Origin of the sequence: Jatrophihabitans sp. GAS493 (assembly GCF_900230215.1) — a bacterium.
Classification (GTDB): domain Bacteria; phylum Actinomycetota; class Actinomycetes; order Mycobacteriales; family Jatrophihabitantaceae; genus MT45.
This window is the reverse complement of the sequence record NZ_LT907982.1, coordinates 3,650,437-3,671,585: the sequence shown is the minus strand read 5'-3', so window position 1 is coordinate 3,671,585 and position 21,149 is coordinate 3,650,437. Positions and strand designations below refer to the sequence as shown.

At 67.6% G+C, this 21,149-nt stretch carries 18 protein-coding genes; 13 read left to right on the top strand and 5 right to left on the bottom strand.

The features are described 5' to 3' along the window. Window positions 1-12: 12 nt before the first annotated feature. Window positions 13-381 (bottom strand): hypothetical protein, encoded by a 369-nt coding sequence (locus CPH63_RS23530; protein WP_096304012.1) that lies wholly within the window; start codon window positions 379-381, stop codon window positions 13-15. Here CPH63_RS23530 and CPH63_RS17045 point away from each other — a divergent pair. Continuing rightward, the gene (locus CPH63_RS17045; RefSeq protein ID WP_096304011.1) at window positions 380-2,683 is read left to right on the top strand and encodes a bifunctional (p)ppGpp synthetase/guanosine-3',5'-bis(diphosphate) 3'-pyrophosphohydrolase; all 2,304 of its coding nucleotides are present in this window, start codon (window positions 380-382) and stop codon (window positions 2,681-2,683) included. The two genes, CPH63_RS23530 and CPH63_RS17045, sit on opposite strands and share 2 nt — an antisense overlap. A gap of 69 nt (window positions 2,684-2,752) precedes the next feature. Here the strand turns inward: CPH63_RS17045 and CPH63_RS17040 are convergent, their stop codons facing one another. Beyond that, window positions 2,753-3,607, bottom strand: a complete 855-nt coding sequence (locus CPH63_RS17040; protein ID WP_172892229.1) for a peptidylprolyl isomerase — start codon at window positions 3,605-3,607, stop codon at window positions 2,753-2,755. Between the two features lie 164 nt (window positions 3,608-3,771). Here CPH63_RS17040 and CPH63_RS17035 point away from each other — a divergent pair, with 164 nt between their 5' ends. From CPH63_RS17035 to aspS, 3 genes are read left to right on the top strand one after another with little or no spacing between them, the layout of a single operon-like run. After that, the gene (locus tag CPH63_RS17035; RefSeq protein WP_096304010.1) at window positions 3,772-4,440 is read left to right on the top strand and encodes an MBL fold metallo-hydrolase; all 669 of its coding nucleotides are present in this window, start codon (window positions 3,772-3,774) and stop codon (window positions 4,438-4,440) included. A 43-nt stretch (window positions 4,441-4,483) separates the two neighbouring features. Next, window positions 4,484-5,743, top strand: coding sequence for a histidine--tRNA ligase (hisS, locus tag CPH63_RS17030; protein ID WP_096304009.1), 1,260 nt, complete (start codon window positions 4,484-4,486; stop codon window positions 5,741-5,743). Next, complete coding sequence (gene aspS / locus CPH63_RS17025; RefSeq protein WP_096304008.1) at window positions 5,740-7,551, top strand: aspartate--tRNA ligase; 1,812 nt, start codon at window positions 5,740-5,742, stop codon at window positions 7,549-7,551. Before hisS ends, aspS begins: the two co-directional genes overlap by 4 nt. 9 nt (window positions 7,552-7,560) lie before the next feature. Here aspS and CPH63_RS17020 read toward each other — a convergent pair whose 3' ends face one another. From CPH63_RS17020 to CPH63_RS17010, 3 genes are read right to left on the bottom strand one after another with little or no spacing between them, the layout of a single operon-like run. Next, on the bottom strand, window positions 7,561-8,034 hold the full coding sequence (locus CPH63_RS17020) for a hypothetical protein (protein ID WP_157749618.1): 474 nt from the start codon (window positions 8,032-8,034) through the stop codon (window positions 7,561-7,563). A 29-nt stretch (window positions 8,035-8,063) separates the two neighbouring features. Continuing rightward, on the bottom strand, window positions 8,064-8,972 hold the full coding sequence (locus CPH63_RS17015) for a DUF692 domain-containing protein (RefSeq protein ID WP_096305234.1): 909 nt from the start codon (window positions 8,970-8,972) through the stop codon (window positions 8,064-8,066). Further along, a complete protein-coding gene (locus CPH63_RS17010) occupies window positions 8,969-9,964 on the bottom strand; it encodes a TIGR04222 domain-containing membrane protein (RefSeq protein WP_096304006.1) in 996 nt (331 codons plus the stop codon). Before CPH63_RS17010 ends, CPH63_RS17015 begins: the two co-directional genes overlap by 4 nt. 216 nt (window positions 9,965-10,180) lie before the next feature. On the opposite strand from CPH63_RS17010, the gene CPH63_RS17005 reads away from it, so the two are divergent. The 9 genes from CPH63_RS17005 to CPH63_RS16965 all read left to right on the top strand — a co-directional run bounded on the left by CPH63_RS17005 (window position 10,181) and on the right by CPH63_RS16965 (window position 21,135). Continuing rightward, a complete protein-coding gene (locus tag CPH63_RS17005; protein WP_096304005.1) occupies window positions 10,181-11,350 on the top strand; it encodes an acyl-CoA dehydrogenase family protein in 1,170 nt (389 codons plus the stop codon). 104 nt (window positions 11,351-11,454) lie between these two features. Further along, window positions 11,455-12,819 carry a replication-associated recombination protein A gene (locus CPH63_RS17000; protein WP_096304004.1) on the top strand — a complete coding sequence of 455 codons (1,365 nt, stop codon included), beginning with the start codon at window positions 11,455-11,457 and terminating at the stop codon, window positions 12,817-12,819. 78 nt (window positions 12,820-12,897) lie between these two features. After that, complete coding sequence (locus tag CPH63_RS16995) at window positions 12,898-13,311, top strand: DUF948 domain-containing protein (RefSeq protein ID WP_096304003.1); 414 nt, start codon at window positions 12,898-12,900, stop codon at window positions 13,309-13,311. Beyond that, complete coding sequence (locus CPH63_RS16990; protein WP_197704407.1) at window positions 13,312-13,602, top strand: hypothetical protein; 291 nt, start codon at window positions 13,312-13,314, stop codon at window positions 13,600-13,602. After that, on the top strand, window positions 13,599-16,292 hold the full coding sequence (gene alaS / locus CPH63_RS16985) for an alanine--tRNA ligase (RefSeq protein ID WP_096304002.1): 2,694 nt from the start codon (window positions 13,599-13,601) through the stop codon (window positions 16,290-16,292). Before CPH63_RS16990 ends, alaS begins: the two co-directional genes overlap by 4 nt. Next, the gene (gene ruvX, locus CPH63_RS16980; RefSeq protein ID WP_096304001.1) at window positions 16,292-16,744 is read left to right on the top strand and encodes a Holliday junction resolvase RuvX; all 453 of its coding nucleotides are present in this window, start codon (window positions 16,292-16,294) and stop codon (window positions 16,742-16,744) included. The genes alaS and ruvX overlap by 1 nt, the downstream gene beginning before the upstream one ends. A 226-nt stretch (window positions 16,745-16,970) precedes the next feature. Further along, complete coding sequence (gene mltG / locus CPH63_RS16975) at window positions 16,971-18,380, top strand: endolytic transglycosylase MltG (protein ID WP_157749617.1); 1,410 nt, start codon at window positions 16,971-16,973, stop codon at window positions 18,378-18,380. Window positions 18,381-18,385: 5 nt separating this feature from the next. Continuing rightward, entirely contained in the window at window positions 18,386-19,288 is a 903-nt protein-coding gene (locus CPH63_RS16970; RefSeq protein ID WP_305778083.1) for a shikimate dehydrogenase, read from the top strand. Between the two features lie 167 nt (window positions 19,289-19,455). After that, entirely contained in the window at window positions 19,456-21,135 is a 1,680-nt protein-coding gene (locus CPH63_RS16965; protein WP_371363356.1) for a methyl-accepting chemotaxis protein, read from the top strand. Window positions 21,136-21,149 lie beyond the last annotated feature (14 nt).

Sequence of the window (21,149 nt, the reverse complement as noted above, 5' to 3'; positions counted from 1 at the left end):
TCTAGACTGAAATTACGGTCTATCTAAGGAGCAGACGCTGACACCTGAAGCGGCAACTGGATCTGCTCTGCCCGGCACCGAGACGCTGAACGCCGTCGGGCCATCGAGTGATGCCGCCGAGGCTGCGAATGCGCCGAAGTCATCGACTGCTCCAGCGACCCCGCCGACGACCCAGCCGACAATTCCGTCCACGGCCTCGAGTGCTCCCTCGAGTGCTCCCGAAGGCGTCCTGCCGCCCGCCCCGACGCGATCGGTTGCTCCTCCCTCGACCCCGGCCACCCGGCCGCCGACCGCCCCGGCCGCCTCCCCGGCGGCTGTGAAGCCGCCGGCCGAGCCCAGCGGTGAGGACACCACCTCCCCGCGCAGCGCATCGGCTCGCATGGTCGCCCCCAAGAACGCCGCACCCAAGGCCTCCGACACTCCGCAGTACCGGCGACGGGTTCGCGACCGGCTGGCTCGCCGACTGGTCGCCGCGCCGCGCCAGTCCAGCGTGAAGCCGGTGCTCGAACCGTTGCTGGCCATTCATCAGAACGCCCACCCCAAGGTCGATGCGCGGCTGCTGCAGCGCGGTTACGACCTGGCGGAGGAGCGTCATCGCGGGCAGTTGCGTAAGAGCGGCGACCCCTACATTACCCACCCGCTGGCGGTGGCGACGATCCTGGCCGAGCTCGGTATGGACACCACCACGCTGGTCGCCGCGTTGCTTCATGACACGGTGGAGGACACCCGCACCTCTCTGGCTGAGATCACTACGCAGTTTGGGGCCGATGTAGCGCATCTGGTCGATGGCGTGACCAAGCTCGACAAGGTGAAGTTCGGCGACGCCGCCGAAGCCGAGACGATTCGCAAGATGATCGTGGCGATGGCCCGTGACCCGCGGGTGCTGGTCATCAAGCTGGCCGACCGGCTGCACAACATGCGTACTCTGCGCTTTCTCCCACCGGCCAAGCAGGAGCGAAAGGCCCGTGAAACGCTGGAGGTTCTCGCTCCACTGGCCCATCGACTGGGTATGAACACGGTCAAGTGGGAGCTCGAGGACCTCGCCTTCGCGACGCTGTACCCGAAGCGGTACGACGAGATCGTGCGGCTCGTCGCCGACCGTGCTCCGTCCCGCGACACCTACCTCCACGAGGTCATCGAACGGGTCAACAACGACCTGAAAGAGGGCGCCATCAAGGCGGCCATCACCGGCCGTCCGAAGCACTACTACTCGATCTACCAGAAGATGATCGTGCGCGGTCGTGACTTCACCGACATCTACGATCTGGTCGGAATCCGTGTCCTCGTCGACACCGAGCGGGACTGCTACGCAACCCTCGGGGTGATCCACGCGAACTGGCAGCCGGTACCGGGGCGGTTCAAGGACTACATCGCGATGCCCAAGTTCAACATGTACCAGTCGCTGCACACCACAGTGATCGGGCCGGGCGGCAAGCCGGTGGAGCTGCAGATCCGCACCCACGCGATGCACCGCACCGCTGAGTACGGCATCGCCGCGCACTGGAAGTACAAGGAGATCAAGAACGTCTCCGCTGCCGAGCCGTCGGCCGTCTCGGATGAGATGGGTTGGCTGCGCCAGCTGCTGGACTGGCAGCGCGAGACGCAGGAGCCCGACGAGTTCCTCGACTCGCTGCGTTACGACCTCGGCGCCAACGAGGTCTACGTCTTCACACCGAAGGGCGAGGTGGTCGCGCTGCCGGCCGGCTCCACCCCGGTCGACTTCGCCTACGCCGTGCATACCGAGGTCGGGCACCGCTGTATCGGGGCCCGGGTGAACGGCAAGCTGGTTGCCCTGGAGGGGGAGCTCGACAACGGGGACACCGTCGAGATCTTCACCTCCAAGGCTGAGAACGCCGGACCGTCGCGGGACTGGATGGCCTTCGTCAAGTCGCCCCGGGCGAAGACCAAAATTCGGCAGTGGTTTGCCCGGGAACGCCGTGAGGATGCGGTGGATGCCGGAAAGACCGCGCTGACCAAGGCGATGCGCAAGGCGGCACTGCCGATGCAGCGAATGCTCGGCGGGGATGTGCTGCTCACCATCGCCCGCGATCTACACCTGGCCGATATCACTGCGCTCTATGCGAACATCGGCGAGGGCCACGTCTCGGCCCAGGCGGTCGTCCAGAAGCTCGTCGCGCAGCTGGGTGGGCTGGAGGGCGCGGTTGAGGACCTCGCCGAGACCACCCGGCCGTCGATGGATCCGCCCGGCTCGACCATCAAGCGCTCCTCAGGGGACGCGGGCGTCGTGGTCAAGGGCGTCAGCGATGTCTGGGTCAAGCTGGCCCGTTGCTGCACTCCGGTTCCGGGTGACGCCATCATGGGCTTCGTCACTCGTGGCGGGGGAGTCTCGGTACACCGGCTGGCCTGCACCAATGCCGCCGTGCTGCTAGAGCAGCAGGATCGCAACGTGGAGGTCGAGTGGGCGCCGTCGTCCGAGTCGGTCTTCGTGGTGTCGATCCAGGTCGAGGCGCTGGACCGCCATCGGCTGCTCTCGGATGTCAGCCGGGTGCTCTCAGACGAGCGGGTGAACATCCTGTCGGCATCGGTGAGCACGAATCGTGATCGCGTCGCCGTCAGCAAATTCACCTTCGAGCTGGGCGAGGCGAAACACCTGGGCCATCTGCTGCGGACAATCCGCAACGTGGACGGCGTCTATGACGTGTACCGGGTGCACTCGAACTGACGGGCCACACCCACTGACGGGCCATACCGCCAAGTCGGCCACACCGCTTAGCCGAACGGCCCGCGCGGGCTAGCTGACCGTCACCGTCTTGATCTGAACCGGCAGCTTCGGTGAACCGTCGGTGCTGCCATCGGCGACCCCGCCGGCGGCGATCTTCTGCAGCACGTCCAGGCCGGTCGTGACCTTGCCGAAGACCGTGTACTGCAGGGTTCCCAGGTTCTGGGCCAGGCTGGGGGAGTCCTTGTAGACGAAGAAGAACTGGCTGCCGCCGCTGTGCGCGGTTGAGGTACGCGCCATGGCCAGCGTGCCGGCCGGGTAGGCCTCGTTGCCGGTCGCCTCATCCGGAATCGTGTAGCCCGGACCGCCGGACCCGCTGCCGGTCGGGTCGCCGCACTGCAGGACATAGATTCCGCTGGTGACCAGCCGGTGGCATGGGGTGTCGTTGTAGTACTTCTGCTTGGACAGGGAGAGGAAGCTCTCGACGGTGCACGGCGCCAGCGCCCGGTCAACCGTGACCGCGACGACTCCCTGCGACGTGTTCATCGTGACCTTGGCCGTGCCGGTGACGGGATTGCCGGTGAGTGGTGGGAGCGTGACGGCCTTGGCCGCCGCGCTGCTGTCCTTGGTGAAGTCGCAGTCGCCCGGCGTGGTCGGCGACTGCGCCGCGCTCGTCGGGGCCGCGCTGGTCGGGGCCGAGGTGTCGCTCGCGGCGCCGGTGGCCGCTGCGGCGGTGCTCTTCTTGTCATCGCTGTGGTGCTCGGCGATGGCCAGCCCCAGAACGAGCAGGAGCACCACGAAGATCGACCCGCCGATCGAGATGATCAGCATCTGCCCACGTTTGTGGGACTGCTGCCGCTGACGCTGCGCCAACTGCTGCTCGAGCTGACGCTTGGCAGCCTCTCGACGCTGATTGTTCGTCGCCACGACGGATCCTTCCCACAGAATGAAGTTCTGCGAAAGTGTACGTAATGCGACTGTGGCAAGTGGCGTGGGCCGGGCTGTGGGGGCTGTGGGTACGCAATGTGTGTGGTGGCGCTGGGTAGGCTGGCCTCAATCATCACGTCAGTCACTGTCGAAAGTTGCACGCTGTGCTCATCGCGGGGTTCCCGTCGGCCTACACCGGTACGAACTGCTACGTCCTGGCCCCTGCGGCCGGCGAGCAGTGCGTCATCGTCGATCCCGGCATCGAGGTGGTCAAGCAGCTGGACGAGGTCATCGCCGAGCACCGGCTGCACCCGGCGGCGGTGATCCTGACCCACGGCCACTTCGACCACAGCTTCTCAGTCTTCCCGGTCTGCCAGGCCCGTGACGTCGCCGCCTATATCCACCCGAGCGACCGCGACCAGCTCAAGGACCCGTGGACGGGCGTGGGAATGCGCCCGGGCACCCCGCTCTTCGGCCAGATCAGCTTTGCCGAGCCCGATGACGTGCGCGAACTCACCGACGGCGCGACCCTCCAACTCGCCGGACTGAGCCTGGGTGTTCGCCATGCGCCGGGTCACACGTCCGGATCGGTGATCTTCACCCTCGATGACGACGTCTCCGAGGGTGAGTTGCTGCTCAGCGGCGACGTCCTCTTCCAGGGCAGCATCGGACGGGTCGACCTGCCCGGCGGGTCGATGGAGGCGATGACCGCCTCGCTACGCGACGTCATCCTGCCGATGGATGACGCCGTCACGGTGTACCCGGGGCACGGGCCGAGCACCACGATCGGCCGTGAGCGGATCAGCAATCCGTATCTGATGGAGCTGCAATGAGACTGCACGGTGGCGACAGCCGGCGCACCGGAGCGGAGGTCGGATGAGTATTGTGAACGCCCCCAAGGGCGTGCTGGAGTACGTCCCGCCGGAGTCGGCGGCCTTCGTCGAGGTTCGGGATGCGCTACTGGCTGAACCGGCACTGGCCGGCTACAGCTACATCGAGACGCCTGTCTTCGAGCACACCGAACTCTTCGTGCGAGGAGTCGGCGAATCCACGGATGTGGTCAGCAAGGAGATGTACACCTTCGCCGACCGGGGTGATCGCTCGCTCACGCTCAGGCCGGAGCTGACCGCCGGCGTCATGCGCTCGGTCATCGAACACGGCTTGGACCGGGGCCAGCTTCCGGTCAAGGTGGCGACCAGCGGGCAGTGTTTCAGGGCTGAGCGGCCCCAGGCCGGCCGCGGACGGGTCTTCAGCCAGGTGAACATCGAGGCGATCGGGGTCGACGACCCGGCCCTGGACGCCGAGGTGATCGCCTTGGCCGATGCCGGCTTCCGGCGCCTCGGGCTGCGCGACTACCGCCTGGAACTGACCTCACTCGGCGATGCGGAATGCCGGCCGCCCTACCGGGAGAAGCTGATCAAGTTTCTGTCCGGGCTTGATCTCGACGAGAACACCCGGCGCCGGGCCGAGATCAATCCGCTACGCGTCCTGGACGACAAGCGTGAGTCGGTGCAGAAGCAGCTCGTGGATGCGCCCCTCATGCTCGACAACCTCTGCCCGAGCTGCGCGGCGCACTTCGCTGAGGTCAGGGCCTACTTGGACGATCTGGGCGTGGCGTACCAGCTCAACCCACGCCTGGTTCGCGGCCTGGACTACTACACGAAGACGACCTTCGAGTTCGTGCACAACGGGCTCGGCGCGCAGTCGGCGGTCGGCGGCGGCGGTCGTTACGACGGCCTGATGGAGGAGCTCGGTGGGCAGCCGCTGTCGGGCATCGGGTGGGGGCTGGGCATCGACCGCACCCTGCTGGCCTGCAAGGCCGAGGGGCTGCCGATCGGAACCGCCCCTCGGGTCGAGGCCTACCTGGTACCGCTGGGTGAGGCCGCCCGCTCGGCCGCGGTGCGCCTGGCCGCTCAGCTACGCGCCGCGGGTGTTCGGGTCGACATCGCCTACGGTGGACGTGCGTTGAAGGGCGCGATGAAGGGGGCCGATCGCTCCGGTGCGCGATTCGCCGTCGTCATCGGCGACCGGGATATCGAAGCCGGAACAGCCCAGGTGAAGCAGCTAGACACCGGCGACCAATCGCCGATCAATCTCGACGAAATCGCAGTATTTCTTAAGGAGAAACTCTCGTGATCCGCACTGCTGGCGCTGGGACCCTGCGCGCCGCCGACGCTGGCCAGACGGTAACCCTCGCCGGTTGGGTGGCGCGCCGTCGCGACCACGGGGGAGTGGCCTTCATCGATCTCCGGGACGCCTCTGGGGTGGTGCAGGTGGTGATCCGGGAGGACGAGCTGGTTCACGACCTGCGTAGCGAGTGGTGTGTCGCCGTCACCGGTGAGGTCCGGGTGCGCCCCGAGGGCAACGTCAACCCGGCGATCGGAACCGGTGAGATCGAGGTGGTGGCCACCGGTCTGGACGTGCTGAATGAGGCCGGGCCGCTGCCCTTCCCGATCGACGAGCACTCTTCGGTCGGCGAGGAGACGCGCCTGAAGTATCGCTACCTGGACCTGCGGCGGGCCGAGCCGGCGGCGGCGCTGCGCCTGCGCAGTCAGGTGAACCGGGCCGCCCGGGAGACGCTCTACAACAACGACTTCGTCGAGATCGAGACGCCCACGCTGACCCGCTCCACCCCGGAGGGTGCCCGCGACTTCCTGGTTCCGGCCCGGCTGCGCCCCGGAACCTGGTACGCCCTGCCCCAGTCGCCGCAGCTGTTCAAGCAGCTGCTGATGGTGGCCGGCATGGAACGGTACTTCCAGATCGCGCGTTGTTACCGCGATGAGGACTTCCGGGCCGACCGGCAGCCGGAGTTCACCCAGCTCGACATCGAGATGAGCTTCGTCGAGGAGGACGATGTCATCGCGCTGGCCGAGCAGATCCTCACCGCCGTCTGGGCGCTCATCGGCCATGAGATCACGACGCCGATTCCGCGGATGACCTATGCCGAAGCGATGCGCCGCTACGGCTCTGACAAGCCTGACCTGCGCTTCGAGCTGGAGCTCGTCGAGCTGACCCCCTACTTCGCCGAGACCCCGTTCCGGGTCTTCCAGGCGCCCTACGTCGGCGCCGTCGTCATGCCCGGCGGGGCTTCGCAGCCCCGCAAGCAGCTCGACGCCTGGCAGGAGTGGGCCAAGCAGCGCGGAGCCCGAGGGCTGGCCTACGTCCTCGTCGGCGAGGACGGCGAACTCGGCGGCCCGGTCGCGAAGAACCTCTCCGAGTCCGAGCGGGCTGGGCTGGCCGCTGCGGTGGGCGCCAAGCCCGGTGACTGCGTTTTCTTCGCTGCCGGTGCCGCGAAGACGTCGCGGGCCCTACTGGGGGCCGCCCGCCTGGAGATCGCTCGCCGCGGCGGGTTGATCGACGAGTCGGCCTGGTCGTTCCTCTGGGTCGTCGACGCTCCGCTCTTCGAGCCGAGTTCGGACGCAACTGCCAGCGGTGACGTTGCCGTCGGCAGCGGCGCCTGGACCGCGGTGCACCACGCCTTCACTTCGCCCAAGCCCGATTCGCTGGCCACCTTCGACACCGACCCCGGTTCGGCCCTGGCCTACGCCTACGACATCGTCTGCAACGGCAACGAGATCGGCGGTGGCTCGATTCGAATCCACCGCCGGGACGTCCAGGAGCGTGTCTTCGCAGTCATGGGGCTATCCGAGGCCGAGGCCCAGGAGAAGTTCGGCTTCCTCCTGGACGCCTTTGCCTTCGGCGCGCCCCCGCACGGTGGAATCGCCTTCGGCTGGGACCGGATCTGCGCCCTGCTATCGGGAACCGAATCGATCCGCGATGTGATCGCGTTCCCGAAGAGCGGCGGCGGCGTCGACCCGCTCACCGCGGCGCCGGCCGCGATCACCGCCGCCCAGCGCAAGGAGGCCGGAGTAGACGCCCAGCCGGCTGAAGCCAAGCCGGCCGAGCCCAAGCCGGCCGAACCCAAGCCGGCCGAAGGATCCTGAGCCGACTGCCTAGTCCGCGCTACGAACCCAGCGCCACCGGCGGCGGCCGCCGCCGAACGCGTACAACCGCAGCCGGTCAACCCGGGTCGTCCGGACGATAAACCAGCGCCGTCGTACGAGGTCGCCGGCAGCGTCAAGCCGCCAGTCGAGCAGCGCGGTCGCCAACTCCAGGCGGGCCCCGGCCGGGAGACGGCCATAGTGCTGCCGCTCCAGGGCGAAGGCGAACCCGTCGGCGAAGGAGCCGGCCTTCGGGCGGTGACGCGCCCAGCGGATGAATCCGGGCTGCCACTGCTCACCGAGTCCGTGCCGCAGACCCGGCCACGCCCGGCCGACCTCGCCGGCTCGCTTGCGCAGTAGCGCCCGGGCGGCTGCCTCGACGCGGCCGGCGTTGAATCCGGCCGGCGTCGGGCCGCCGTTGACCAGCGCGGCCACCAACTCACGCTGCTGCTGGGCCATTGTGGTGGCGGGCGGCGGCGTTGTCATCGCGCCGGCGCCTGGGGGCGTCGGCGTTGTCATCGCGCCGGCGCCTGGGGTGTCGCGAGCGGCTCACTGGCCGCGATGCGGATCGCCTGGAACTCCGCCCGCAGCTCATCCTCGGGCGGATAGTGACCGTCCCGCTCGAGCATGAAGGCACCAGCCTCGCCCCGGTCGGCGATCGAGCGCTGCGCGACGGCCGTGACCAGGCGCAGAACCTCAGGCGGAACCAGGTTGGTATGGGTGTCCTGGTAGAGCCCGTCGATCACTGCGCCGCCGGCCACGTGGCAGTAGGCAACGTGCTCCAGCGGCATGTGCTCCAGCTCCGCGGCCGGGTCCAGCCCCGCGTTGACCGCGTTGGCGTAGAGGTTCGCGACGTCGAGGACCAGCCGGACGCCGGTCTCGGCCACGATAGCGGCGAGAAACTCCGACTCCGAGAACTCGGCGTTCGGCCACTCGAAGAGGGCGGCGATGTTCTCGACGGCCAGGGGCACCGGTAGCTCTCGCTGGGTGCGACGGATATTCCGGGTCACCGCGGCCAGCGATTCGCGTGTCCGCGGGATGGGAAGCAGGTGCCCGGCTTCGAGGTCATCGGCGCGGACGAAGGCGACGTGCTCGCTCACCAGGGGCGCGCCGACCAGCTCGGCGCAGCGAGCCAGGTGGGCCACCCGTCGGGCGTCCACCGGCTCGGCGCCACCCAGGGAGAGACCGATGCCATGCGGGACGACGGTGACCCCCGCCTCGAGCAATGCGGTGAGCTCCGGCTGGAGTGTCTCCGGGAGTGGCGCCCGGCGACCGTGCGGTAGCGACTCGGCGATCACCTCGACGAAGCCGAGGTCGGGGAGCCGGGCGATCGCGCCGGAGATCTCCGGACGCCAGCCGATTCCGACCCCCTGGAGGCCAGCCCGGCTGTGCTGGTTGTCGCGGGTCTGCGCGCGGGCGCTCATCCGCCACACCCCCCGCCGCCGCAGCCGCCCCCGCCGCCACATCCGCCACCACCGCCACATCCGCCACCACCGCCACATCCGCCACCGCCACCACCGCTGCAGCTTGAGCCGGTGCTCCACCAGCCGAAGCCAGCGCCACCGCCGTCGGACCCGGGACTGATTCGCATGACCGCGGCGTTGGCGAAGGTGGGGTCGTAGAGCACGAGACTGCTCGGGCCGAAGAGCGCCGTCGATAGCGCCACCGCCTCGAGTCCATAGGTCTGGAAGTCGGGCGAATTGTGCGCGGCCAGGTACGCGAACCTCGACCTCAGCTCGCTTATCCGCCGCTCGCCCACAACGGTGGCGAGGGGCACCATCAGCCCGAGGCCGACGGGCACCAGCAGTACGGCCAGACTCAGAGCGAGGTATCCGACCGGTCGGTTGTTGTCGAGGCCGGCGAGCAGACGCACGATGCCGACCGCCGCGACGGCGACCATCGGCCAGACGCAGAGCCGGATGCTCGTCCGCTCGGTGTCGGTGTACATCAGGCCACGCTGGCTCAGCTGGGTGGCCTTTTCCTGGAGCGCCGATCGGCTGCCGGTGAGCACGGTTTTGAAGGTGCGTGGTCGGCCGTCCTGGCGAAGCTCGGCGTAGACGTGGTGCCCAAGCGGATCGAGCCCGTCGATCTGCGTCGGCGCCCGCAACACATCGCCGTTGGAGTTGATCAACCCCGCGGTGTGCAGTTGGGTGAGGCAGACGACGAGCGCCGACTTGGTGCTCCGCAGCATCCCGGCGTCGACTGCCGAGAGTTCGATCGTCCCCACACCTGAAGCGACACTGCTGCGGGCCGTGATCGCGCGGGTGAGCTGTCGGCGTAGCCAGAAGCTCGCGGTGATCGCGACCACGGCCGCGAACCAGAACAATTTCAGCGCGGTCGGACCGGCGACTCCCCAGGTTGGCCCGTCTGGGCCTGCTGCTGCGACGCCGAAGCCGCCGCCACTGTTGACGATCATGTCCGCCTCCCGTTCGAGGGTGGCCCGAGGTGCGGAGCGGGCCGGGGACTAGCAGTCAGACCATCGACGTTGATGGGGAAGATGAATATGCACCACCGATCGAGGAAAGTCACGCATTCAGAGCAGGTGTATGGCGGCCTCAGTCGGGGTAACGTCTGCGGAAGATGTATCAGACACTTCACGAAGGTGTCTCAGAGCCCGAGAGGATGAGCTGCGATGGATTTCTCGTTCAGCGACGAGCAGAAGGCCATACGACAGACTGCGCGTGACTTCATCGCCAAGGAGTTGATCAGCCGCGAACCGGAGGCGCTGCGTCGGGAGCGCAAGGGGCTGCCCGGCCTGGAGATCTCTGAAGTGCGCGAGTTGCAGCAGCTGGCCAAGAAGTTCGGGTTCTGGGGGGTCTCGACGCCGGAGCAGTACGGCGGCATGGATCTGCCCGCGGTCTCGCAGGCTCTGCTGGCCACCGAGACCGGGCGCACCTTCATCCCGTTCCGCTTCGGCGGCGAAGCCGACAACATTCTGTATTTCGCCAACGATGAGCAGCGAGACGAGTACCTCATCCCCACCATTGAGGGCGAGAAACTCTCCTGCTTCGCGATCACCGAACCCGGCGCCGGGTCGGACGCGGCCAACATCAAGACCAGCGCCAAGCGCGATGGCGACGACTGGATCATCAACGGTGAGAAGACCTTCATCACCGGCGGCAACGATGCCGACTTCGCGATCGTCATCGCGGTAACCGACCCGGAGAAGGGCGCGCACGGCGGCGCCACTGCGTTCCTGGTGGACCGGGACATGGGTTGGACTTCGCACTTCATCCAGACGATGGGTGAGGGGGGACCGGCCTCGCTCGTCTTCGACGACGTCCGGGTGCCGGCGCGCAACATGCTCGGTGAGCCGGGACAGGGTTTCGAACTCGGCATGAAGTGGATCGGCAAGGGGCGGTACATCATCCCGGCCCGGGCCTTGGGTGCGGCCGAGCGACTGCTGCAGATGGGCATCGAGTACGCCACCACCCGTGAGACTTTCGGCAAGAAGATCGGCAGCAATCAGGCGATCCAATGGATGATCGCCGATGCCGAGGTGGAACTGGAGGCCGCGCGCTGGTTGGTGATGCATGCGGCGTGGACCGTCGACCAGGGGCGCGATGCCCGGCACGCATCGTCGATGGCCAAGCTCTACGGAGCCACCATGGCCAACGACGTCGTCGACAAGGTCATGCAGATCCACGGCGGCATGGGCTACACCCGGGAGCTGCCGATCGAGCGCTGGTACCGCGAGGCCCGTCTCTGGCGAATCTTCGAAGGAACCGACGAGATGCAGCGCCTCATCATCTCGCGCGACCTGCTCCGTGGTTACACGAAGGTGGGCGGTCACCTCAGCTGATCGGGGTGGCCCGATCGGGCCTCTGATCGCCGGCGGCCGGGGACTGCGGGGCTGCAGCGAGATGGCGGGCAATTGCAGTCGCCGGGCGGTCCTAAGCTTGGCCCATGACGCTCTTCGAGACCTCCGACGGCGATGCGCCGTCCACGGGGTTGGCCGGTGCGTCCGGGGGCCAGTCCGGCGCGGTTGACCCACGGGCACCGCTAGCCGCCCGGATGCGTCCCCGAAGCCTCGATGAGGTCCTCGGGCAGGAGCATCTGCTCAGTGCGGGCTCACCGCTGCGACGGCTGGTTGAGGGCGATGCGCCGATGTCGCTGATCCTCTTCGGACCTCCCGGCAGCGGTAAGACGACGCTCGCGCAGATCGTCTCGAGTTCGACCAATCGCCGCTTCGTTCAGCTGTCGGCGCTGAATGCCGGGGTCAAGGACGTCCGCGCGGTGATCGAACGGGCCCGCCACGACCTCACCATGAATTCGCACCAGACGGTGCTGTTCATCGACGAGATACATCGCTTCTCCAAGACCCAGCAGGACTCGCTGCTCGGTGCCGTTGAGGCCCGGGTCATCACGCTGGTCGCGGCCACCACCGAGAATCCGTACTTCTCCGTCGTCTCACCGCTGCTCTCGCGCAGCCTGCTGCTGAATCTGCAGCCGCTCACCGGCGAGCACATCGCCGAACTGGTACGTCGGGCGCTGGTCGACGAGCGCGGACTGGCCGGCGCGGTACAGATCGAGGACGATGCCCTCGATCACCTGCTGCGGATGTCCGACGGCGACGCCCGGCGCGCGCTCACCGCGCTGGAGGCGGCGGCGGGCAGCGCGGTGGCGGCCGGGCAGCCGAGCATCGACCTGGTGACCCTGGAGAAGGCCGTCGACACCGCCGCGGTCCGCTACGACCGGGACGGCGACCAGCACTATGACGTCATCAGCGCCTTCATCAAATCGATCCGCGGGTCGGATGTGGATGCGGCGCTGCACTACCTGGCCCGGATGATCGAGGCCGGTGAGGACGCCCGCTTCATCGCGCGCCGCTTGGTGGTGCACGCCAGCGAGGACATCGGCCTGGCTGACCCGACCGCGATCCTGGTGGCTACCGCGGCAGCTCAGGCCGTGCAGCTGATCGGGATGCCGGAGGCGCGGATCAACCTGGCACAGGCCACGATGCACCTGGCGCTCGCCCCCAAGTCGAATGCCGTCGTCCGAGCGATCGACGAGGCGCTCGCCGATGTCAAGCAGGGGCTGGGGGGAGCGGTGCCCCCGGCGCTGCGGGACGGGCACTATCCCGGCGCGGCCAAGTTAGGGCATGCTGCGGCCTACCGGTATCCGCATAGCGAGCCGGAGGGGGTGCTGGCGCAGCAGTACCCGCCGGATGAACTGCTTGGTCGCGACTACTACCACCCCACCTCCCGCGGCGCCGAGCGGCAACTGCAGGAGCGGGTGGCGCGGCTGCGCGCCGTCGTACGCAACGAGTGAGCGAACTCCGTCCGCGGCGCGACCGGTAGGGTCTTTTTGGTTACGGCATTGGTTGCAGGATCGAAATTAGGAGAAAGTGTGTCTGCCTCAGGTATTGCGGCCCTAGTGGCTGCGGTGGCGTTCTTCTTATTGGTGCTGTTGCTGGCCATCCCGTTGCTGAAGCTGGGGCGCACCCTGGACGAGGCGACCCTGGCGATCCGCAAGACGCACGAAGGTGCGGCGCCGCTGCTGGCTGATGCGCAGACCACCCTCGCCGGTGTGAATGCCCAACTGGACCAGGTCGACGGCATCACCAAGGGCGTCAGTTCGATGACGACCAATGCGGCCGCGCTCACCTCCATCGTCTCCAGCACAGTGGGCAGCCCGCTGATCAAGGTCGCTGCGTTCTCCTACGGTGTCCGCCGCACCGTCACCCAGCGCCGTGACGCCGAGGCCATTCGGGCGGCCAACCGGCGTCACCGTGCGTCCCGTCGGGCCCGGAAGGCGCTGTAGATGACTCGACGACTCTTCTGGCTGGCGATGGGGATCACCATCGGGGCTCTGATCGTGCGCAAGCTCAGTGCCGCCGCGCAGCGGCTCACCCCGCGTGGGCTGGCCGAATCGATCGGCACCGGCCTCACCGACCTCTCGATCTCCATCCGAGACTTCACAACGGAGGTGCGCGAGGCGATGCATGAGCGTGAGGCCGAGCTTCGCGAGGGCACCGGCCTGGACGGGCAGATCGGCCGGATCGAGCAGGGCCAACCGTCCATCGTCGTCCGGCCGGTGGGTGAGCAGCCGTGAAGACCTCAGAGATCCGCCGCCGCTTCCTGGCCCACTTCGAGGCCGACGGGCATACCGTCGTGCCGAGTGCGCCGCTTCCGTTCGACGACCCGAATCTGCTCTTCGTCAACGCCGGCATGGTGCAGTTTGTGCCGTATTTCATTGGCCAACTGAACGCACCCTGGCAGCGGGCCACCAGCGTGCAGAAGTGCATCCGCACGCAGGACATCGAAGAGGTCGGCAAGACCACCCGGCACGGCACGTTCTTCCAGATGAACGGCAACTTCAGCTTCGGTGACTACTTCAAGGAGCACGCCATCAAGATGGCGTGGGACCTGTCCACGAAGTCCATCTCCGACGGCGGCTTCGGCCTCGACGCCGAGCGAATCTGGGCCACCGTCTACCTCGACGACGAGGAGGCCGTGGACATCTGGCACCGGGTCGTCGGCCTGCCCCACGAGCGGATCGTGCGCCGTGGAAAGGCCGATAATTACTGGTCGATGGGCATTCCCGGACCATGCGGGCCCTGCAGTGAGCTCTACTACGACCGGGGCGCCGACTACGGCCGTCCAGGCGGCCCGGAGGTCGACGAAGACCGGTTCATGGAGTTCTGGAACCTCGTCTTCATGCAGAACGAGCGCGGCGCCGGCACCACCAAGGACGACTACCCGATCCTGGGCGAGCTGCCGGCCAAGAACATCGACACCGGGATGGGCCTGGAGCGAATGTCGACGCTGCTGCAGGGAGTCGACAACCTCTACGAGATCGACGAGACGCGCCCCATCCTCAACCGCGCCGCCGAGCTGACCGGTAAGCAATACGGTCTGCACTCCGGACATGCGGCCACCGAGTCTGCTCCCGACGATGTGCGGCTGCGGGTTGTGGCCGATCACATCCGTACGGCGCTGATGCTCGTCGGTGACGGGGTAACCCCCGACAACGAGGGGCGTGGCTACGTGCTGCGCCGCATCCTGCGGCGGGCGGTGCGGGCGATGCGCCTGCTCGGCTACGACGATCCCGCGCTACCGGAACTGCTGCCGGTGGCCCGCGACTGCATGTCGGCCTCCTACCCGGAGCTGGCCAGCGAATACGACCGCATCGCGATGATCGCCTACGCCGAGGAGGCGGCATTCCGTCGCACCCTCGTCGCCGGCACGACGATCCTCGACACCGCCGTCACGAAGGCCAAGGCGGCCGGCGCCGAGTCGCTGCAGGGTGAGCAGGCCTTCGCACTGCATGACACCTACGGATTCCCGATCGACCTCACCCTTGAGATGGCGGCCGAGCAGGGCCTGGCCGTCGACACCGAGGGGTTTGCCCGCCTGATGCAGGAGCAGCGGGCCCGGTCAAAGGCCGATGCGAGGGGTAAGAAGAGCGCCCACGCCGACAGCCCGGCCTACCGGGATCTGCGCGAGCGCGGGGTCACCGAGTTCACCGGTTACGGCGAGCTGATCACCGAATCGCACGTGCGTGGCCTGGTCCGCGACGGCGAGTCGGTGCCGACGGCCGGTGCCGGCGAGATCGTCGAAGTCGTGCTGGAACGCACCCCCTTCTACGCCGAATCCGGCGGCCAGATCGCCGACGAGGGCGTGATCACCGCCGACGACACCCGGCTGCGGGTGCTGGACGTGCAGCGTCCGGTGAAGGGCCTCATCGTGCACCGCGTGCAGGTTGAGGAGGGGGAATTGCACGCCGGCCAGCGCGTCGTCGCCTCGGTCGATCCGGAGTGGCGGCGGTCGGCCCGGCAGGCTCACTCCGGCACCCACGTCGTGCACGCCGCGCTGCGCCAGGTGCTCGGGCCGTCGGCGCTGCAGAGCGGTTCGTACAACAAGCCCGGCTACCTGCGCCTCGACTTCGCCTGGAACGCCGGGCTGGACGCGGCCACCCGGGCGCAGATCGAGGACGTCTCGAATATCGCGTTGCGCGAGGACCTGCCGGTCGACGTTCGGCACATGACCCTGGCCCAGGCCCGCGAATTGGGCGCGCTCGCCCTCTTCGGGGAGACCTACGACGAGACCGTCCGAGTCGTCGACATCGGTGGAGCCTGGTCCCGCGAGCTCTGCGGCGGCACCCATGTCGAGCACTCCTCGCAGGTCGGGGCATTGACCATCGTCGGTGAGGCCTCGATCGGTGCCGGGGTCCGGCGCCTTGAGGCCTACGTCGGCCTGGAGGCACTTCGCTACCTCGCGACGGAACGTGCCCTGGTCACGGCGCTCACCGAGAACCTGAAGGTTCCGGCCGCCGAGTTGCCCGAGCGGGTCGAGGCGCTGGTGACGCGCCTGCGCGCCGCTGAGAAGGAACTTGACCGTCTGCGTGCCGCCGCCGTGCTGGAGAGTGCCGGTGAGCTGGCGGCACAGTCCAGCGATATCGCCGGCACGCGGTTCGTGGCGGCCCAGGCTCCGAAGGGTGTGACCGGCAACGACCTGCGGTCACTGGCGCTGGACGTCCGGGCCCGTCTTGGAGCCTCGCCGGCGGCGGTGCTGCTCACGTCTGAAAAGGATGACGGCGGTGTGAGCTTCGTGGCCGCGGTCAACGAGGCCGGGCGTTCGGCCGGTCTCGCGGCCGGCGAGCTGGTCAAGGTGTTCGCTCCGGTGATCGGTGCCCGCGGCGGGGGCAAGCCAGATCTGGCTCAGGGCGCCGGCGGCGAAGTGGCGAAGGTGGAGGATGGGTTCGCTTCAGTGCGGGCCTCGCTCGCGGGCACGCCCGGCTGATGTTCGGGGTCTGGCTCGGAGTGGACGTGGGCACCGTTCGGGTCGGTGTCGCTCGCTGTGATCCGCACGGGATGCTCGCCACCCCGCTGACCACCCTGAATCGCGACGAAAAGGGCAACTCGGATATCGCGGCGCTGGTTGACCTCGTTGCCGAGCACGAGGCCGTCGGAGTGGTCATTGGACTACCGAGGACGCTGGCCGGGGCCGAGGGGACGTCGGCGCAGATGGCCCGCGGCTACGCGGATCTGGTGGCCGTGGCGATCCGACCGCTTCCGGTTGAATTGTCCGATGAGCGCCTCTCTACCACGAGCGCGCAGCGTAAACTCATTCAGGCCGGTCGCAATACCCGTAAGAGCCGCGCCGTGATTGATCAGGCGGCGGCCGTGGTAATTCTGCAACACTGGCTCGATAGCGCGAGCACCCGCGAGCGACTGAGTGAACGGCCCAACTGAGCGGACGCTTCGCAATTATTTGGATGGAGAAGGTGTGGCAGACGAGCACGACGATGTGCGCGCAGCATTCCCTGCCGATCCTGACGTCTCCGCCAATCCCCTTGCGGTGCCGGTCGGCTCAGTAAATTCCACTGCGGGCAACCGGCATTTGAATAGTGGTTTCCAGGTAAACGGCGATCGTGCTTACGCCGATCCGTTATATGGGCAAACTGCTGAAAACGGACACGTGCCCGTCGATGCTTATCAAATTCATGACATCGCCGGCGGCGCCCAGCCGAGTGAGGTCGCGGAGCCGCACGGCGCCTACACGGCGCATGGCGACGACGCGATTGACCAGGCGATTGACGAGCCGATTGACGAGGCGATTCACGACTCTGAATACCGTCACGGCGAATACCCGTACGGCGATGAGGTTGGCCTCGCGGACGCCGACCATGAGCATCTCGATGTCACATCCGTATTCGGGCACGACGACCACGACTCCCATCACGGCGAGTTCGCCCACCCCGTCAACGGGCACGAGGAGCATCGCCGGAGCCGCTCCGAGGCCCGTCGACTGCAGCGTGCGTCCAAGCAGCGCCGTCGAGGACGCCTTGTTGTCACGCTGGGCCTGGTACTCATTCTGGCCGTAGCCGGTGCGGGCTGGTTCGTTGTCCGACCGGCCCTCACCAACGCCCTCGGTGCAAGCGACTACAAGGGCAACGGCACCGGGTCGGTGCTGGTGCAGATCCATCCCGGCGACGGGGCGGCGGCGATCGCCAGCACCCTGCACTCGCAGGGAGTGATCAAGAGTGATCGCTCCTTCGTGATGGCGGCTGCGGCCAACCAAGACGCCAAGTCGATTCAGCCGGGGTATTACCGCCTGAACATGAAGATGCAGGCCAGCGCCGCGCTGACGATGCTCCTCGACCCCAAGTCGAAGGTCTCCAACACGCTGACCTTCCCGGAGGGGAGCACGGTCAAGCAGATGGTCGCCAAGCTCGTCGGGCCGTTGAAACTCACCCAAGCCGACTTCGACGCTGTCACCTCGAACCCGTCCAGTCTGGGTCTGCCGGCGGCCTATGCGCCGGCGGACGGCAAACTCACCTCCCTGGAGGGTCTGCTCTTCCCGGACACCTACACGTTCGATCCCGGAACCTCCGCCTCGGACGCCATCTCGACGATGGTGAACGAATTCATCAGTACCGACCGCAGCACGCACTTCTCCGACCAGGCCAAGGCGGTTGGGCTGACCCCGTACCAGGCGCTGATCGTTGCTTCGATGGTCGAGGGCGAGGCGAAGTTCGACGCCGACCGTCCGAAGGTTGCCCGGGTCATCCTCAACCGCCTCGCGGCAAACCGTCCTCTACAGATCGACGCGACCAGCGTCTATGGAGCGATTCTGGCCGGCCGCGACCCGAAGACGCTCAGCTATAACGAGGCCGACCCCTACAACACCCGAAACACCATTGGCCTTCCGCCCACGCCGATCGACAACCCCGGCGCGGCGTCGCTGCAGGCTGCGGTGAACCCGGCGGCCGGTGACTGGACGCACTACGTGAACGGCGATGCCGACGGTCACCTTGTCTTCACTGACGAAGCCGGGTTCGAGGCGGCCCGACTCGCCTGCGTCCAGAACCACTGGGGCTGTGACTGACAGCAGTGGGTAGCGATGCAGTTGGGCCTACGGGGCTCACTGGACCCACTGGGCTGACGGGACCCACTGGGCTCACTGGGCTCACTGGGCGGGCCGCGGTACTCGGACGTCCGGTGTCGCATTCGCTGTCGCCAGTGCTGCACAACGCGGCCTACCTGGCTTTGGGCCGTCCTTGGCACTACGAGGCGATTGACTGCGGCGAACAGGACCTCGGTGACCTGCTCGCATCGGCCGGCGACGAATGGGTCGGATTCAGCGTGACGATGCCGTTGAAGCGGGTGGCGCTGGCGCTGGCCGATGTGGTCGAACCGCGAGCCGTGGCGGTCGGAGCGGCCAATACCCTGCTCCCGCTACGAGACCGGGCAGCGCCGGGGTGGCGGGCCACCAACACCGATGTAGACGGAATTCTCCGTGCGCTGGCTGAGGTGGGTGCCCAACCGCGGACAGCGACCATTCTGGGCGCGGGCGGGACGGCGCAAGCCGCCGTTGCGGCCATCGGCGAGCTCGGTTTGAGCAGCTGCACGGTCCTGGTCCGCGACCCGAGCCGCACCGCAGACCTGAAAGCGACCGCGCTTCGAGTAGGCGTGGAACTCGCGATCGAGACGTTCACCGACGCCCACCCGGCGCTGGGTTCGGACCTGCTGTTGAGCACACTTCCAGCCCACGCTGCGGACCTGTTGGCTATCCGAACCTGGCATCGTGATCAGGTGATCCTCGATGTCGTCTATGACCCGTGGCCGACCGCACTGGCGAACTCCGCCCAGGCCGACGGGGCGACCGTGGTCAGCGGTGCCCTGATGCTGCTGCATCAGGCGGCGGCCCAAGTCGAGTTGATGACCGGTGCATCGGCGCCGCTGCAGGAGATGCGAGACGCGCTTCGCGGCGCCGCCCCGCGCGCCGGCGTCTGACCTGCTCTGCCCCTCGACGGTGGGCGACCGCGGACGCTTCACCCCGGCCGGGCGAACTTCGAGCCCGTCGAGGTTCGCTGCCGGCACTCGGGCATTGAGCCCGGGGGTGACAGGGTCCGCTTCTCCGAATTGCTTCGTTCCGGATCGCGCCGGTCGATAAGGATGGGGTGAGAACCGACTCAGCCCCGATAGGCCGCGTTTCATCCCCAACCGAACCCAGCGGTTCCGACCAGAACCGCCCCCGGTTGCGGCGGTGGTTCGCCGATCGCCGGGTGCGCACCAAGATGCTTCTACCACTTGGAATCGCCACGACAGCCATCGTGTTGCTCTGCGGTGTGGGGATGGCCGCGGTCAGCTCGACCGCGGCCGCGGCGACCAACCTCTACGCACACACGGCACGACCGTTGGCTGCCCTCGGCCACATTCGGGATGGCGAAGGCGACTCGAGAGTCGCGGTCCGCGACTACCTTCTGGCCGCCGACGCGCAGTCCCGAGCCTCGGTGAAAGAGGACGTGTCCGCGGCGGACGCCATGCTCGATGACGCGGTCGCCGAATACCGCACGACCAAGGGCTCCGCCCTAGACGGTCAGCACGGGCAGTTAATCGATCAGTTTGCAGCCGCCGTCGCCGATTGGCGCCAGCTTCGAGATGGTCAGCTCTTTCCGGCCGCCGACGCCGAGAACACCCAGCTCGTCGGTCAGCTACTCAGCGGGCCGTTGACCAAGGCCGATGACCAGTTCGGGGGAGCAATGGATGCCCTCGACACTTTGGAGGGGAAGGATGCTGCGCATGCCGCCGCAGAGGCTCAGCGCACGGCGAGCGTGGCCCGCAATTTGTTGCTGATTCTGGGAATTGTCGGAGTCGCGCTGTCGGCCGCGCTCGGCGCGTTGGCGGCCGTCTTCCTGACCCGACCGCTCGCGGCAGTCGGGCGCGCGCTTTCAGCGATGGCGCGTGGAGACCTGACATCCAAGGTCGAGCTCGATTCGAACGATGAGGTGGGCCAGATGGCCGCTGCATTCGTACAAGCTCAAGCGGCGACGAGTCACACCGTTGTGGCGTTGGCGCGCAGCGCAGCCGCTCTGGCTGCCTCGTCCAGCCAGCTCACTGAGATCAGCCGCGCAGTCGGCGCGAGCGCTGAAGAGGCGAGCGAGCTGGCGTCCCGGGCGGCGCTCGCGGCCTCCGATGTGTCGGCCGCAGTACAGGGTGTCGCGGCCGGCGCCGAGCAGATGGGTAGCTCCATTGCCGACATTGCCCGCAATTCGAGCGAAGCGGCACGGGTGGCTGGCAGTGCTGTCGTTGCGGCGAACAGTGCCGCCGAACTCATGGATCGACTCGACGTCTCATCACTATCAATCGCCGACGTCACCAGCACGATCAACGCCGTCGCCGCCCAGACGAACCTGCTCGCGCTGAACGCGACGATCGAAGCGGCGCGCGCCGGCGAAGCCGGCAAGGGGTTCGCTGTGGTCGCCGGAGAGGTGAAGCAGCTCGCGCAGAAGACAGCCGGAGCGACCACCGACATCAGCGGAAAGGTCGCCAGTATCAGCGCCGAGACAGCAGCGGCGATCGGCACAATCTCAGAAATCTCGGCGATCATTGCGGAGATCAACACCTTCCAGTCGACGATCGCCGCGGCGGTGGAGGAGCAGAGTGCGACGACGCGGGAGATGAGCCGCGGAGTAGGCGAGGCGGCCACCCAAGCGGCGGCGATCGCCGACAACGTCGGGAATGTCGCTGACGCGACAGCACGAGCCAGGGATGACATCGCGCGCGCAGCAAGTGCGGCCGAGGAACTCTCGGCTCTGTCGGATGAGCTCACCAGCGTGGTCAGCAACTTCCAAATCTGACCGGGCGCCCCGTG

Bases quoted from the DNA above. Each gene is read 5' to 3' on its own strand.
- CPH63_RS17010 (WP_096304006.1), bottom strand. From the start codon at position 9,964: ATGATCGTCAACAGTGGCGGCGGCTTCGGCGTCGCAGCAGCAGGCCCA.
- CPH63_RS17020 (WP_157749618.1), bottom strand. From the start codon at position 8,034: ATGACAACGCCGCCGCCCGCCACCACAATGGCCCAGCAGCAGCGTGAG.
- ruvX (WP_096304001.1), top strand. From the start codon at position 16,292: ATGTTCGGGGTCTGGCTCGGAGTGGACGTGGGCACCGTTCGGGTCGGT.
- CPH63_RS17005 (WP_096304005.1), top strand. From the start codon at position 10,181: ATGGATTTCTCGTTCAGCGACGAGCAGAAGGCCATACGACAGACTGCG.
- CPH63_RS23530 (WP_096304012.1), bottom strand. From the start codon at position 381: ATGCGAGCCGATGCGCTGCGCGGGGAGGTGGTGTCCTCACCGCTGGGC.
- CPH63_RS16990 (WP_197704407.1), top strand. From the start codon at position 13,312: ATGACTCGACGACTCTTCTGGCTGGCGATGGGGATCACCATCGGGGCT.
- hisS (WP_096304009.1), top strand. From the start codon at position 4,484: ATGAGTATTGTGAACGCCCCCAAGGGCGTGCTGGAGTACGTCCCGCCG.
- CPH63_RS17045 (WP_096304011.1), top strand. From the start codon at position 380: ATGGTCGCCCCCAAGAACGCCGCACCCAAGGCCTCCGACACTCCGCAG.
- CPH63_RS17015 (WP_096305234.1), bottom strand. From the start codon at position 8,972: ATGAGCGCCCGCGCGCAGACCCGCGACAACCAGCACAGCCGGGCTGGC.
- CPH63_RS17000 (WP_096304004.1), top strand. From the start codon at position 11,455: ATGACGCTCTTCGAGACCTCCGACGGCGATGCGCCGTCCACGGGGTTG.